Origin of the sequence: Candidatus Thiosymbion oneisti, assembly GCF_004359955.1 — a bacterium.
In the GTDB taxonomy this organism is placed as follows: domain Bacteria; phylum Pseudomonadota; class Gammaproteobacteria; order Chromatiales; family Chromatiaceae; genus Thiosymbion; species Thiosymbion oneisti.
Genome location: NZ_SMSC01000001.1, coordinates 184,618 through 201,003, shown reverse-complemented (window position 1 = coordinate 201,003; position 16,386 = coordinate 184,618). Strand labels below are relative to the sequence as shown.

The following is a 16,386-nucleotide window of genomic DNA, read 5'->3' as shown; positions in this document are numbered from 1 at the left end:
GCCCTATTGCGACGAGTCGCAACGTGGCTAGCGGATGCGAGTGGCGTGCATCGCGGCGAAATATTCACGGGTGACGGGTATAGACACGGGAGCCAAACCTGCCGGCTGTCCGGCGTTATCCGGTGTGGCCCGGAAGGCGTCTGCTCTGACCGTTGCCGCCAGCTGGTGATGGGGTCCGTAAGCCGTCTGAAAGACGGCGGTCCCAGCCGGCCCGGGACCGCCGACATCCTGTCGGCCCCTGGGACCACCGACATCTTGTTGGCCCCTGGGATCGCCGACATGTTGTCGGCTCCCGGGACTACCGATATTTCGTTGGCCCTTCCGGCTATCGGGTAAAACCTGAATGCCCAGTTGCCGGTCCAACTGGTCATCAGTCAGGCTGAGTGTTCTCGTTCCCAGGCGCTGCGTGGGAACCAGAGACCGGGAGCGGGGCTTTTGCGACACCCTCCCCAAGGATGGGACAGGCAACGAACCGCATCTTTGGGATGGCGGGCGTGTCAATCACCGGCAGTGAAGGGTAGGCTGTACCCACCAACAATGTACCCGGCTTCAAAAGCCGCGTTTTCCTATAGGAAAACCACCACCCGTTCCCATGCTCCAGGTTGTAATAGATATGACGAAGTAGGATTACAATAGAGTTGTTCCCGATGTGAGTCTTTAAAAATCAATCGGTTATATTGGAACATGAGGCCGATACGGTGGTCGTTGACCAGAAAACAAAGGGTTAGACGCCAAATGGTCCTCGTAACATACTGATTTTAAAGAATGTTACAAAGGGAACAACTCTAATGAGAGAAGATACGAGCAAAGATCCTCGGAACGCAACCGCGCGGACCCGAGGCACCCTGGTCCGCTGGCTGGGGCCTTTGCTGATCACGGCAGTAGCGGTGGTGGTGCCGCCCGCTTTCGCGGTCAATCACTACATCCTGCTGTTCGACGGCAGCGGGTCGGTCAAAAAGCAGCACGCGGGTCGCGACAACCTGTGGCAGGGCAAAACCGGCAACAACCGAGTCATGGCGCGTATCGTCCGGAAATTCGTCGACAAGGCCATCAAGGAGATGCCGATCGCTGAGATGGGACCAGGGGTCCGCCGCTTCGATCCGGATGCCGGCGATATCCTCTCCTTCCTGATCTTCCATACTGATCTGTATAACCCCTCCTATCGGCCGGAGCGGTTGTTCCTGACCAACGAATCATTGTTGCAAGTGCCGAGCCTGCCGAGGCAATCGTCCTATCTCAGCTTCGACGCGTCGGCCCGCACCGGTGTCGCCGGCGACACAATCGAGCTGAAGGAAGTCTTTCGCGGCCATTCCCCACTGATCGCCGCTACCGGGGCCAGTCTGCCGTTCCTCGCCGATGCCTTCCGCCGCGCGGGCAGGCCCTACGGCGCCGCTACCGAGCCGGTGGACAACACCTACATCATCAGGATTACCGACGGCGACTACAACACCGAGGCCAGCGGCGCAGACGAGCACAATGTGATCGCAAATACAGCCGCCAGATTTCGTAAAAAGCAGGGTCTTGCCGCATCCGGCACCGATGATGGCTTCGCCGCCCACCGTAAATTGAACAAACGAATCAATAGCGTCTTCGATATCGGCGCAACCAGTGTCGATTGTGCCTTCCCGACCCATAACCAACCCAATCGGTTCGATCGCCCCTTCGACTGCACCGACGGGGCCTATGATAAAGTCAAAGGTTGGGGCAAGGGTTTCCTCATCTCCTATCTCTCCGTCGTACCCAAGGCCCCGGCCCTGGCTGGCCTGGCCCGCACCGAGAAGACCAGGGTCGCGCTCGATACTATCTATAAGCTGGACGCTGCCGCCGTTCGCCTACGGGGCACCAACCTGATCCATGCCAACGGCGTCGAGGACCCGGCGGGTCTTTATAAACTGATCCCGGAGGCCATGGAGTGGCGGAGCGACCACAACGACTGGTCGGCCTGCACCCAGCCGGAGCCGGACACTTCGGAGGGTTGGGACTGCAACGGCGGTGGTCCGAAGCTGGATTTCGGCCGGGATGCGATCCCCAAGACCCTGAGCTATCGCGCCCGTTACCTGATGGACTTCACCGAGCGGCCAGACCAGGCACCGCTCTACCCTTATGCGCGACGCCTGCCTTGGGTGGATCTCCCAGCCGTCACCCTGAAGGTCGCACCCATTGAGGAGACCCTCTACGAGCTCCCCCGGGATCCCGAGTCCATGACCCTGTCTTGGCTCAACCCCAAGCACCTGCTCCCGACCGGCATGCAAGAATTCCCGGAGCACAAAATCGACGCCGAGATCCTCAAACGACAGGCACCGACCTGGACCGAGGAACTCACAACCCTCGCCGCAGACTGGCAGACCGAACCGGGGGTGGTGACACCCAGGATGCTGGCTCGGATTTCCCGCGCCAAGAAGGACCGAATCGAAGAACAGGAATCCAGTCTCAATTCCGCCTCCCGACTCTTCTATTTCCTGCTCTTGGCCGTTCCGGCAGGGCTCTGGTTCGCCTGGCCCCGTCGCAAGCTGGAGGCATCGGTCAGGCAGCTCGTCCAAGATGAGCTGGTACTGGATTTCAACGACCGCACCCACGAGCGCACGGTCCTGGTCGCCATGGTTCAGCTCCGGAATCTGCGCCGCAACCCCACCTATACCGCGGGCTTCAAGCGCATCGCCGCAGGCTTGCGTGCGCTGCCCCCGAGCCCGGTTGCCAATGCCGATACCAAGGCGCTCATGCTCGCGGAGTCCGCACGCGAGGCCGCCCCGTTCGGGCTCGGTGGACCGCACCAGTACCGCCATGAGGAGCGGCGCCCAGCCTCGGGTCGAGAGCTGCCTGTCTTCTTCGATCCTACTGAGATCCGAGATCTCGACCAGATCGCCGGGGCCGCGGATGCGGTCTTCGCGCTCCCGGCCGAGATCGACCTGGATGCCCACCGCGCGGGCAAGGAGACCCTGTCCCTCGATTGTCGAGTCAAGATCCTGCCCGAGACCGGTCGCCTGGAAGAGACATGCGATGGTATCGAGCTCGACGCGGACGGACACCGGCGGTGCCGGATCGAGTACAAGGCGGGACAACACCAAGAGCCGCTCTGCACCTACAGACTGGAAAGCTCGGCCAAGCACCGCTACAGCCGACCCGTCAAGGGCGAGCTCAAGGTCCTGGTCCATGACCTGAGTAGCCGGCCGCTCGCCGCTGCCGTGCGATTGATCGCCGACGACCAACCGCTGGATCGGGTGGATTTCTATCTCCGTTACCAAGACCCCCAGGAGATCCGGGTCCTCGTGGACTTCACCCGGCTCGCGAACCCCATCGATCAGGATACCTACCGGGTCAGCATCCTGAAGCGCAAGGTCAACGACAGCGCGAGGCCTGACGGTGAGAACCAGGACCAAGGGGCTACGGACGACCAGGCGCCGGGACCCTGGGAGACCCTCGACGAGTGGAACCTGATCGTGGAGCGTTCGACCCAGCGCACCGAGGTCTCGATGCTGATACTGGAGAACGAGCGGCACCATTCCGTCAGACTCAATGCCGCCAGAAGCCGGCTCGATACGCCCTTCCCGATCGGCACCGAGAGCCACCCCAGGCCGATCATGCCCCAGGCCCAGACCACCCTCAACCAGGCCAGGCTGTTCACCATCCGGCTCGCCAATGCCTGTCGCAACGGTCACGGCCATGCCGATTGGCAGGCACGCCTCCAGGTCGAGATCCGTCGTGGCCTACAGTTCCCCACGGAGGCCCTGCGGCTGGTGGATCGCCGTAGCCAACCCACCGACAGTGGCACCCTTCGTGACAGCCCAGACAGCGCGGCGCGCGAGATCAACCTGGGCGTGGAGCTGGATCTGGGCCAGGCGGATTTCACCCAACGCGACGCCGTGCTGGAGATCGGGGTGACAGTGATCTGGACCCTGTACAAGAAGGAACTCGGGCACCCGAACGCATCGGAGCGGATCGAGAACAGCGCCCGGGTCATCTGCTATCTCCGTCACCAGCCCCCCAGGGACGTCCTGGCCATCGACTTCGGTACCTCGGCGTTGGCCATCGCCCATGCCGCTGGCCCCAGCGGCATCGAGCTGCTACCCCTGCCCCGGCGCCTGACCGAGATCGAGGCCGAGACCAAGTTCCGTCGTCGGGACGATCTGTCTGGGCGTGATTCCCACTTCCTGGCCTCCGAGCTCAATGTCTGTATTGACCCCGAGCAGCTCGCCCGCACCCGACCAGACGCCCCGGACTTCCTAGATCTGCCGCTGCTGGAACCCGCTGTCTACGAATACCCGGACAAGTGTTTTTCGTCGTTGAAGGCCCTGATCTCGGCCGGATTTACTGAGCTACCGCTGGATGCGCGACAATACCCCTATCTCAACCAAGAAGGAAAATTAGAGCACCGTAATTCCCCACCCTTGGACCAGGTCATCGCCGGTGCCTATCGGGGATTGGTCCGCGATTTCATCGAGCCGATCCTGGACCAATCCAACCAGGGTTATTCCCACGTCTATGTGACCCACCCCAACAGCTACACCCAGAACCACGTCCGGCGGTTGCAGAATCTGGTGGAGCAGGTCTTCAGCGGCATCGCGCGGGACGAGAATCTGGTCTACCCGGACAATATCCACTTCGTCAGCGAGTCCGATGCCGTGGCCTACTATTATCTGATCCACGCCCACAGGCTGCGGGCCCCCGGAACGGTCGTGCCGGACCGCGAACGCATCCTGGTCTACGACATCGGCGCCGGTACCCTCGACCTCACCTATCTGGAAGTGGATTGGCAGACGACGAACGCAGGCGACTACACCCCGAAGCAGATCCGAGTGCGCCGCCGTGGCGGTGTCACCAAGGCCGGCGATCTGCTCGACGAGTGCATCGCCCGCGATCTGCACACCTACCTCACAGCCGAGCTCGACAGGGAGCGCTATCTCATGCCGATTGTCGTTACGACCGAAGGCAAATCGATGGACGAGGCCGAAATGCGGCGCATGGGCGAACTGCGCCGGTAGATCCATCGGCTCAAGATCCAGCTCAGCCAGGGCGAGGCCAATCCCAGCCTGGAGCTCTCGACGACCGAGCAAGCCGCCGCCAGGCTGGTGGCAACCCAGGGAGAGGACACGCCCGGCCTCTATAAGGGCTGCTCGGAGCTGCGGGCCACCCAGACCGGCCAGGTCTTCTGGGAGCCCGGACGGGAGCGTATTCTGGACGGCGATTGCGTGCGCACCTTCATCGATCGGGGCACCCGGATCGAGGTGGAACGCTTCTTCGGCGGCCGAATACCCGGCCTGGATACCCTGATCCTCTCCGGATGTACCTCACTCTGGCCGGGCTTTGGGGAGCGGCTGCGCACGACCCTGGGGACCATCGCCAACTGGGTGGATTTCGGTAGCGATGCCAATCAGTTGAAGCAGGCCGTCGTCCTAGGTGTCATCGAGCGCGAGTTCAGATGGCGCCACATCGGGATCGAGACCCCGCAGACGATCGGCGATTTCGGCGTCCGCTATGAGCCCCGTGCCGGCGACTGGAAATTCGCCCCCTACGCCCGATCCGGCGAGCGCAAATCCTTCGACCTGCAGAACGCCGGCGAGGTCCAGATCGGGCTTCGAACCAACAATGGCTTTCACCTCTGTTATTCCCTGCTGCCGGATCTCTATTATGCGGAGGACACGAAACTGACCATCCAGCTCGACTATGACGAGACCGGTTATCTGGAGGCGGAGGTAACCAATAGTGACGGCAACAGCACCCGCATCAATCAACTCACCAACATCCCGACCCTGGCCTACGAACGCCGGCCCTGGCCGCTCGGTACGGCCAGGCTCCATGAAATGACGCCGGAGGAGCTCATGGGAGATGAAGGAGAAACCGCCTGATGATCGGTCATATCGCACTCGTTCTGGCACTGGTGATCTGGCCCCTGATCGGCCTCAGCGCAAACGCGGCGGATATTCGCTATATGAAACAGCGGAATGTCAAGGTCACTGAACAACTGCATACAGTCCATGTGTATCAAATAGATAAGCAGGCGATTGCAGCAAACAAAAAGGCGTCGTCGGAGGTTAAGAAAGAGGCTGCAAGATTTCCGGACGGCCTGGTCTTCGCGAAAGGGAAGGGTTGGTGGATGGCCGTTTACGCCAACCTCGGAGGGCAGCAAATATGCTCGATCTACCCGAAAACCGGTACTAAAGGGTACGGCAACCTCATTAAAGAGAGCGGTATTAAGAAGGATTATCCATTGCCCGGTATCGACAAGTGGGGAGGCCACCCCAAGGACACAGAGAAAGCTATCAAAGATCAGGGATTAACCTATGTATCAGTGAAATGGGACGATAAGCAGGGAACCACTTTCAAGAAAAAGGACGATTTGGTGAAGATGTTGTTTGGAGATTGTGAGCTTCGTGACTGGGAAGGGTTCCTGGAAGTGATCAACAACCCACAGGAGCAACCGACGGATACCACCCATGCCGGAAAAGAAGAGGGCCATTCAGGTTCGTTTAACGCCCTCCGTGACCTTTATATCGAGGTGATGAAAGGGCAGAGACAGTTAGAAACCAAGATTCACGAGCTAACCGAAGAGCAGAAGCAAACAAGGCAGCAAAACACGGAGCTTCAGCCTCTACTGGACAAGAAATTGTCGCTCCTCTACTGGTTGACGGGACTCCTGATCGCACTCGCACTTATTATCATTGCATTCTATCCCTTTCAGTATTGGCTTGCTAACCGTCAGAATGAGAAGGTCCGGAACAGATTGGACAATATGGAACACCGGGTCCGCGGTGTGAGAGGAGAGATTGCACGTGCGAAACAGGTCCAGGTGCGTGAAGCTGCGCTGCAGCCGACCCTGAAGGCGCCGGCACCACTCAATGGACTGCTCCGGCAATCCAAAGATATTGTTCGCGACTTGACAAACAACGAATCCAGATTCCAACAAATCTTCCATCGCATTGAAGCAATCGGCGGTAAGAGGGCAATGGGTGTGGTCTCGCATCGGGGCCACACGGATGGCAGGCTAGTTCCCACAAAGAGAGACACCTTCAGAGAGCTGCTTGGAAACCTGTCCAAGCAATACCACCCCCAGACCGATGCCTTGGATCCTGATCAAGCCTACTTACAGGCATTGGAAATACAGGTCGCAAAGATCGATGCAGGTGTTCGGGCAATTCCCGTATTGTCCGATTGGGTGCTCGAATTGGGGGATTTGATCGATGAAGTGGATCGCAATGCCGCTAATCGTGAAGAAGAGCATCGGAGAGCCATCGATCAGACACGCGACGAAATGCGCCGCGCCGCCGATCGTGAAGAAAAATATCGGAGAACCATCGATCAGATACGCGATGAAATGCGCTGCGCCGCTGATCGCGAAAAAGAACATCGGAGAACCATCGATCAGGTACACAAGGAGTTAGGTGAGATCAAGGACGAGCTGAATAGGACCCGGGACAACGAGAAAGCGCTAACCCAGCTCAAAGCGGAGTATGAAACCTATTTGAGTAGGGATCTGGTTGCGGCAGGGTATCTCGATACAGGCACCGATCTGAAGGACCCCCAGCTCTCCGAGCACCTCCCGGACGCCATCAAGGTTGCCTCCCAGGATACCGGGCATCGCTCGGAGTTGATGGGCTACGTCCGTAGCCTAACCGCCCTCCGTGATTATTTGGAAACCTCTCGGATACAGGGATTGCCCTATTTCAGGCCGGCAGGGCTGACGAAGCTACTGAACAAACTTCGAGAGAAGAAGAATTTCAAGACCCTCTACACCAGCGAGACGCCCAAGGAGGCCCTGCAGGGACAATGGCATGAAACACTGCAACTCCTGTATCGGGCGCTCCTGTTGATCAAGACCTACTGGCCCGAGGGAGCCGACAAGGAACTGATGCTCCGGCTACGACAGGCCCAGGCCACGGCAACAATACTGTTGGAGAGGTACGGCATCGCACCCCACGTACTCCGGCTCCCCGTCGACTGGCAATGGATCGAAGAACGCAGGGACTGGGTAGAAGAGACCAGGGGCTCGACTATCGACCAGGCACTAGAGTTGGATCAGGCATTCCGCGACCAAATCCGGCCCTCGTCCTCGAAGGAAGCGACCTTCTGCGATATAGCGACCTGGGGCTATGACCTGATCGAATCCCCCGGCACCGGACAGAAGCCCGTCGTGGGGACCAAGAGCCAACTGCTGGTAAAGGAGCCGGGCAGCAGGTGGAGCTCAGCCGATGCCGACACTATCGACAATCCCGAACAGCTTTCCTCCAAATCCTGACCTCATAAACAAGAATCGACGGATTTGTGGTTGCTTTGAGTACAAATCCCGATCGTTCCAACAAGGAGAAATCCAATGCCACGCACGGGTCGAAAACTAAGAGATCGCCTGAATACCACCCTTATCTTGACCACCGTACTAACGACCAGCTTGGCTTTATTCTTGATTCCATATGAGGATTTTGTAACCGATCCCCTAGATATTTTCACCCTCCCATATCAACGCTCGTCTATTGATCTGAATCCTGATATACCGCTCAGCAGGCAACTGGAGGGTACCCGCCCACTCGGTCAGTGCCGGGAGGATATGCCGGAGAATCCGAGAATAGCGAAGGCCACCCCAACGACCGAAAATGACGGTGCAACCGAAACATTGTATCTCTTCTTATTGGATGTCAGTGGATCGACCCAAAGCCAAGGGAAGATACTGGCCCCGCGCTGGTTACCGCATGCAATCGAACGTGTCAACAAGTATGCGGATCGGGAGGTATTCGACGTCAAAAAGGAGGTGGCAGTCTTTGAGCTGGCGAAGATACGGCTGGCCGATCTGCTAGCCGGTATCGGTCCAGAGGATACCAAGCCTCAGCCGCTTGGAGAGACATTTGCCTTATGGACCATGGGCACCAATCCGGACCCACTGTTCCCAGCACACGGTAGCAGGGAGAAAGAGGTATCTATTACATGGGACAATATCAAGGATTCGCTGGGTGTACTGGAAGGGTCTACCAATAATGAGCGCAACACGGATTTTGTCGCCGCCATCCGAGCATTTGAGCGCAATTACCCTGACTATTTCTCCAAGAAACCGGATTTGGCCAAAGATCGTGTGGTCGTGATCACAATCCTCAGCGATTTTATCCACGACGTAGATAACAAGTTGACCTATCGCGACCAAATCGAAAGGATCAATAAGATCAATGAGGAATGGTTGGCGCTTGAAGAGGAGATACGACATCACTCCCATGGGAATGTAGTCGCAAACCTCATTGCCTTGACCAGGAATAACCGTGTGGAGGGCCTTATGGATCAACCACGCCCACCGACACACAAGCAGATTATGGGACCCTACAAGAAGCATTTCTCACCGACTAAATTCTCGATCAATGCCATTGCCGAGGATGTGCAGAACCATCTACTCTATCCCCCGATGTGTTGTCCAGAGCCCATCGACTTCTACTATGAAGGGCAACGCTTCATCAGTGACCTCACCTTAAGCATCGATGTACAGGACGAGCGTAAGGAAAACTATCGATCCGGTTTGACCATTGCAATCCCGAAAACAGTCGATAACCGCGACCAACCACCCGTGAATCTACACTGGAGCTTGCTGGCCGAAGTGGACTCTAAGACAGGCAAGCGCCCTATTGAGGAAGTTGGCTGGATTAATACGAATGGGGAGATGTTCTCGAAGGACGAGCTAAAATCCAATGAAAGAGTTCGTCTGATAGTGTTAGACGATCCCTCTGTATTTGGATAGACCAAAAACCGTGTCGGCGCAGTTTATCAGCACCGCACATAGACGTGTCTATCACATGGAGATTCGGTTCATCGAATTGATGCCTACATGGTATGCGTGGATAATTATCATTTTTCAATTCTTGCTCGTATTAGCTCTAGGCTTTCTCTTGCTAAGTTTTGCAGAATGGATACGAGACAAATTCCGGTCGAAGAAAACAGCGGCGGGCACGAATGGGAACGGACTGTCCAACACGCCACCGATCTCCGAACCGCCTGACAAGATCGAGATCAAGGATCTAGAGGGTGCCTGGGAATCGACCGCAGATTCGTTGCATTTCAGAACCGGAAAACGCTATTCGCGCAGTCCGTTTGATCACGGCACGCCAGTGGAACGCGGCAGCTATCAGATCGTGCACCAAGAAGACAAGACTCTCCTCAGACTCTTTGGATCCATGCAGGGAGAGGTGCACAATCGAGCTGTCCCTGCAGATTGGGAAATCATCCATTGGGACAAACGAGCGCTGGACCTTGCGCAATCCGGTCGGGTAATCCACTACAAGCGGCACAAGGGGCCAGACGAAGAGAGCCCGTAGGGCGGGTCAGGCGCGTGCGCCAAGCGCCGCGCTTGCCGCGGCGGTGGGCGCGCCGTCACCCGCCAGATGGTGGCCTGTAGGTCGGGTCAGACCACGGATGGCCGCACCCGACAGATGGGGCTGGCATACGGCGGATGGCGCAAGCTTATCCGCCCTACGCGGGCTTCGATCACCCTCTCCCCAACCCCTCTCCCTCAAGGGAGAGGGGCTTTTGCGACACCCTCCCGCGGAGAGAGGGGCTTTGAGGCTTAACTTAATGGCATTGCGCTGGAGCGTGGGAACGAGCAAGATTCATACGCATTTGCCCTGTAACGACCACAGCTCGTAGGTTGGGCAAAGCCGGTAGGATGTGGTGAGCCGCCGGGCGCGTCCCGCGCCCGGCGGCGAACCGCATCTTTGGACGGCGGCGTGCCCAACAAATCATTTAAATATTAACCACCACCTGTGTTTGTAATCTAACCCGGCACCCACGTCCCTGATGCAGAAGCAGCGGTGGGCACAGCCCACCCTACCGTGTTTTCGGGAAGATTTATACGTGCTCGCCCTGCAACGCCTACCAGCGTCTCCAACGTTACACCAGGCTTAACCTTGACTGATAATCGAACGACATCTTCCCAACCGCAGATTAGGCAGATTGTCGCAGCTTCCCTGTGGTTTTGATCAGGCAGTGGGCGCAGCCCACCCTGTTCTGGGGCAATCTTGCGGCTCAAAAGCGAATGCGACCGAGGTTCCTCTTGATGAAGCAGCGGTGGGCGTATTGCGCCCACCCTACCGTGTTTTCGGAAGATTTATACGTGCTCGCCCTGCAACGACCACAGCGGGATAAGCAACAGCCAAGCGTCTTGGGTTACACTTCCACGATGGCAAAGACCAAACAACCCAAGCACGGCGGCGCTACCATCGCGCTCAACAAGAAGGCGGGCCACGACTATCATATCGAGCAACGCTATGAGACCGGTCCTTCTTCCCCAGTTACGCAGCCTGCGCGCCGGTCGCGTCCAGCTCAAAGAAGGCTATGTCAAGCTCCTGCACGGTGAGGCATTCCTGATCGGTGCCCACGTCTCGCCGTTGCCCGCGGCCTCGACCCACGTCACGCCCGATCCCACGCGCACCCGCAAGCTGCTGCTCAAACGCGCCGAGCTCAATCGCTTGATCGGGCTGACCGAGCGCGCCGGTTACACCCTGGTCCCCACCGCCATGTATTGGAAACGCGGCCGAGCCAAGTTGGAAATCGGGCTGGCCAAGGGTAAGAAGCTCCATGACAAGCGGGCGACGGAAAAAGACCGGGATTGGCAGCGGGAAAAGGAACGCCTGTTCAAGCACCACTAAGCTACCAAGGTGAGGGCGTATAACTTTCCGATCCGGATCCATCAAGGTCAGGCCAAGCGCGGCATAATTAAGAAGTTGTCTGGTTAAAAGCAATCCTGAATGATTCGGTGCGATTTGGGGGAAAAGATCCCTCCTGCGTCGGGACAAGAAAGATCCCTCCTGCGTCGGGACAAGGTTTGACGGGTTGCGTTGCGACGCACCAAGGCTCGCTGATCGTCTGCCAAGTCAGTGCCGGCGTCTTAACGCAACCTACACCCACATGACCCCCCGCGCAGCCTGCACGCGCGGACCTCGCTTTGGGTGTAGGTTGGGTTAGGCGCGCTGTTCGATCCCGAAGCCCAGTGACAAGGCTGAACGCGCCGTAACCCAACACGCCGGACTTGTCCCGACGCAGGAGGGATCTTTTCCCACAAGCAACGCCAAATAACCCCGGACCGCGCCCGGACCGGCACGGCGCCGAACGCGGCGTAACGCAACCCGACGCTCGGATCCATTTTAACCAAACAGCTTCCCACACCGGGAGCCCACAGTCGGGAGTCAGCGTAGATGTTCGGGTTCGGCAAGAAAAAGCAGGAACGCGCTTCCCAGGGCGAAGAGCAGCCCAAGGAACGCCACCAGCGCCTTATAGCGCGTCTGAAGGACGGCCTGGCGACGACGCGGGCGGTGCTCAACACGAATATCGGCGACCTGATCCGCGGCCGTAAGCGCATCGATGAGGATCTGCTCGAGGAATTGGAGGTCCAGCTCCTGACCGCGGACGTGGGGGTCGATACGACCAGCCGCATCATCGGCCATATTACGGAGCGGGTGAAACGGCGCGAGCTGGCGGACCCGGCGGTTTTGATCGATGCCCTGCGGAGCGAGCTCGAGATCATCCTGCGCCGCTGCGATGCCCCGGTGCGTCAATCCTCCGCCGGCCGGCCCCAGGTCATACTGGTGGTGGGGGTGAACGGGGTTGGCAAGACCACGACCATCGGCAAGCTGACCAAGCGGCTCCAAGCGGAAGGCAACGACGTCATGCTGGCGGCCGGTGATACCTTCCGGGCCGCCGCCGTGGAGCAGCTCCAAGCCTGGGGGGAACGCAATGGGGTACCGGTTACCGCCCAGCACCAGGGAGCGGACTCGGCCTCGGTGATCTATGACGCCCTGCAGGCGGCCACTGCTCGCCGGATGGACGTGCTCATTGTGGACACGGCGGGCAGACTGCACACCAAGCACAACCTCATGGACGAGTTGGCGAAGATCGCCCGCGTGATGAAAAAGATCGACCCGGAGGCCCCCCATGAGGTGATGTTGGTGGTGGACGCGACTACGGGTCAGAATGCCCTCAACCAGGCGATTCAATTCGACCAGGCCGTAGGGCTAACGGGTATCACCCTCACCAAGCTCGATGGTACGGCCAAGGGTGGTATCCTGTTTGCGGTCGCCGACCGACTGCGGGTACCCATTCGGTTCATCGGTGTCGGCGAGAAGATCGAGGATCTGCGTCACTTCGACGCCGCGGAGTTCCTCGACGCCCTGTTTGCAGGATAAACCGGAAGATCCAAGGGATTCCTCTTTATCAGGCCCCGGTCTCCGACCATTCCAGCATTGGCCCGAGGATGCACAGGGCCGTTTGCTCGAATTCCTCACCGATGGGCTCGCAGCCACGGAAGGCGATGCGCACCGCAGCCTGGTCTCGCTCCGGCGCGGGGTTGTAGCGCCCGCGCCAGGCGTGGTCGAAGCCGCTGCCGTATCCATGTTCCAGCCAGGCCAAGCCGCTTTCGGGGAAGAAGGGGAGGGGCCTGGTGAGCCCTTGCCGACGTAGCTCGAGCAGATCCGCGAGCAAAGCCCCTGCGTCGGCGACCGGCGTCAGGCGCAAGATCCGGTCCTTGGCGACGAAGGTACTCATCGGCTCGATCCCCTGTGGGGCCAGCAGATTCAGCACCAAATGGCGCACCCAGGCCCGCAATCGGTCCTTGGCGCTGAGTTTGCCGAAGCGATAGTCGACGAGTCCCGCGGCATGCAGATTCCCCAGCTGTCCCTGGAGGCGAAAGCCCGCCAGGGATAGGTCCACCTCGATAGGCTCCGCCGCTGCCGCCAGACAGCCCTGTAGCCGTTGGATGAAGGGCCCTGCCGCATCCGACAGCTCGTCGAAGAGCAGCTCGCCAGGCGCGCCGTGGGGCAGGATGCCCGCACCCCGTAGGCGGGCCAGGATCGAAGATGGCTCCCGCCCTTCCAAGAGGCCGTGCAGCAGCGCCTGGTCGAGTCGATAGCGTTCCAGCCCTGCCGCGTCGAAGGGTTCGGTATCCGGTAGGGCCTCGGCCTCCTCGGGTAGGCTCAGCCCGAGGCGTTCGGTGAGGAAGTACCGGGCCGGATTGCGCAGAAAGCGGATCAGGTCCTCGAGCTCGAGGGTCCTGAACGCCTCCCCCGGCTCTGGGAGCTCGGCGTCGCAGAAGGCTGGGATCTCCCCTTCGACCTGGGTCCGGGCCGCCTCCAGCCAGGTCTGTGCATAGCTGAACAGGCGTTCGTCGCCCGGGTTGAAATAGCGGCGGCTGAAGGGCTGCAAGGGATGGCGCATGACCAACTGCTCGACCAGGTCCGCGCCGTCGGGGAGCCGATAGCCCCGGCGCAGATAATCGAGCAGCTCGTCGATCACCACGGAGGGTACCTTGAGGCTGTTGTCGCGCTCGTCGTTTCCGACCCAGCTCAGATAGAAGACGTCTCGGGCCGAGAGCAGAGCCTCGAGGAACAGGTAGCGGTCATCCCGGCGGCGGGAGCGATCGCCGCGCCGGGGGTAGCGAGCCATGAGGTCGAAGGACAAGGGCCGTTGAGTGCGCGGGAAATCGGTCCCGTTCATGCCGATCAGGCAGACGACCCGGAACGGGATGCTGCGCATGGGCACCATGTTGCAGAAGTTGACCCGTCCGGTCAGGAAGCGGTGGGCGCCGCGGTTGTCGTCCATCAGATCCCGGACCAGGGCGCGTAACACATCCAATCCGACGGGCCGGTCGAACCCCACCGTCGCGGTCAGGATTGCCGTCTTGTCGAGCCCATCGCGCACCAGCTGCAACAGGGCCTCCTCCTCATCGTCGGGGGCGAAGCAGGCCGCCAGCAGCTCGTTCACGGCGGACCGCCAACCGGCCAGGCTCCGCGGGACCGCGAGGTGCCTGCGCCAGACGCCGAGGGTCTCGACCAGGGCCGCCAGCTGCCCGAGATCGGCCGCCTCGCTACCCTCCAGGTCCGGGTAGGGCAGCACCCCCGCGTAGGGCTCGTCATCCGCGTCCGGCGGCAGTGCATAACCGAGAAACAGGCGCCTCAGACCGAAGGCCCAGGTGTTGGCCGGCTCATCCGGCAGACCCAGATCGGCGCGCATGGCCCCGTCTTCACCCCAGCGCACCCCACTCTCCTGCACCCAGGTCCGAATCCGCTCTAGTCCCTGCTGGTCGAGATCGAAACGCCGGCGGAGTGCGGGGACCTCCAGCAGGGACAAGAGCTCGCCGGCCTCGAAGCGGCTGCTCGGCAGGGTGAGCAGGAACCGCAAGGCCTCCAATACCGGCCGCTCGCCGGCAATCCGCCGATCGGCAATGGACCAAGGGATGCGCATGGGTCCATCCGCAGCACCGAAAACCGCCTCCACGTAGGGGGCATAGCGGTCGATGTCCGGCGCCATGACGATGATGTCCCGCGGCTCCAGGCCGTCGATCACCTCGAACAGGTGCAGCAGGCGATCGTGCAGGACCTGGATCTCGCGCAGCGGACCATGGGTGCTGTGTAGCTGTATCGATCGCTCATCGCGGGCGATGACCTGTGGCTCCAATCCCTGCGGATCGATCAGCTCCAGCAGATCCCGTTGCACCCGTTGCAGCAGGCTGTCGCCGCGCGGGGACACGAAGCAGTCATGGTCCAGGCCACCGAGCTCGAGCAGCTGATCAAGAAATATCTGCCCCGCATGGCCGAGGGAGGCCAGCAGGGGATTGCCCAGGTCCAAGAGTCCGGTCGGGTCCGGCTGGCCCGCCCGCTGGGCCCGGGCCCGCCGACGTGCCTGGCCGCGCTCGTCTACCAGGTCGGACCAGTACTCACGGCAGGGGTTGAGGAAGAACAGGTGGACCGGAATCCAGCTCGCCAGGGCACCGAGCATGCGTACATGGACCGGGGCCAGTGCGCTCAACCCGAACAGACACACCCGCTTCGGCAATGCGCCGGTATCGGGTTCGCCCCGCGTCATCGCCGATTCCAACTCGGCCAGCAGCTGCGCCCGATGGACCTGGTCACCATCGGCACCTAGGGCACGCCACAGCACGGCCTGCCAATGCCGGTCCGTGCCCTGCTCCCAACCCAGGACCAGATCCGGTCGAAAGACTAGATATTGATCAAACAGGTCCGCGATGCGTCGGGCAAGTTGATACAGCTTCAGCCCCGAAGTGTCATCGGTGAGATAGCGGGCGAGGGGGGCGAAGGCCGGCCGGTCGAGCAGATCCGGCAGCTGCTTATACACCCGCCACAGCAGGGCATCCTTGTCGAATCGGGTCGCATCCGGCACATCGGGCAGCCAGGCCTGCAGTACCCGCCAGAGAAAGCGCGCTGGCAGGGGAAAGTCCAGCTGGGCACTGATGCCGTTGCATTGCACCAGCTGTTGGGCGATCCAGCGGGCCATGCCCTGGTTCTGGACCACAATGGTTTCGGGCCGGAAGGGATCGGTAAGCGGAGCCGCGGTGATCCGCGCCAGCTCCTCTACCAGCGCCTCCAACCGGTTGCTGTGGTAGATCTGGAGCATATCCCTTCAGAAGTTATCCCT

At 60.1% G+C, this 16,386-nt stretch carries 7 protein-coding genes and 1 pseudogene; 7 read left to right on the top strand and 1 reads right to left on the bottom strand.

Annotation, left to right across the window (positions count from 1 at the left end):
* Window positions 1-788: 788 nt before the first annotated feature.
* From E1958_RS00860 to ftsY, 7 genes and pseudogenes are all read left to right on the top strand, one after another.
* On the top strand, window positions 789-4,979 hold the full coding sequence (locus tag E1958_RS00860; RefSeq protein ID WP_133510184.1) for an acetate and sugar kinases/Hsc70/actin family protein: 4,191 nt from the start codon (window positions 789-791) through the stop codon (window positions 4,977-4,979).
* Between the two features lie 87 nt (window positions 4,980-5,066).
* Window positions 5,067-5,843, top strand: coding sequence for a hypothetical protein (locus tag E1958_RS00855; protein WP_133510183.1), 777 nt, complete (start codon window positions 5,067-5,069; stop codon window positions 5,841-5,843).
* Window positions 5,843-8,230 carry a hypothetical protein gene (locus E1958_RS00850; RefSeq protein ID WP_133510182.1) on the top strand — a complete coding sequence of 796 codons (2,388 nt, stop codon included), beginning with the start codon at window positions 5,843-5,845 and terminating at the stop codon, window positions 8,228-8,230. The genes E1958_RS00855 and E1958_RS00850 overlap by 1 nt, the downstream gene beginning before the upstream one ends.
* 75 nt (window positions 8,231-8,305) lie before the next feature.
* The gene (locus tag E1958_RS00845) at window positions 8,306-9,706 is read left to right on the top strand and encodes a hypothetical protein (protein ID WP_133510181.1); all 1,401 of its coding nucleotides are present in this window, start codon (window positions 8,306-8,308) and stop codon (window positions 9,704-9,706) included.
* A 10-nt stretch (window positions 9,707-9,716) separates the two neighbouring features.
* Window positions 9,717-10,280, top strand: coding sequence for a hypothetical protein (locus tag E1958_RS00840; RefSeq protein WP_133510180.1), 564 nt, complete (start codon window positions 9,717-9,719; stop codon window positions 10,278-10,280).
* 860 nt (window positions 10,281-11,140) lie between these two features.
* A pseudogene (gene smpB, locus E1958_RS00835) lies at window positions 11,141-11,609 on the top strand (SsrA-binding protein SmpB).
* Window positions 11,610-12,155: 546 nt separating this feature from the next.
* The gene (gene ftsY, locus E1958_RS00830) at window positions 12,156-13,142 is read left to right on the top strand and encodes a signal recognition particle-docking protein FtsY (RefSeq protein WP_133510179.1); all 987 of its coding nucleotides are present in this window, start codon (window positions 12,156-12,158) and stop codon (window positions 13,140-13,142) included.
* 28 nt (window positions 13,143-13,170) lie between these two features.
* Here ftsY and recC read toward each other — a convergent pair whose 3' ends face one another.
* A complete protein-coding gene (gene recC, locus E1958_RS00825) occupies window positions 13,171-16,365 on the bottom strand; it encodes an exodeoxyribonuclease V subunit gamma (RefSeq protein ID WP_133510178.1) in 3,195 nt (1,064 codons plus the stop codon).
* Between the last annotated feature and the right edge of the window lie 21 nt (window positions 16,366-16,386).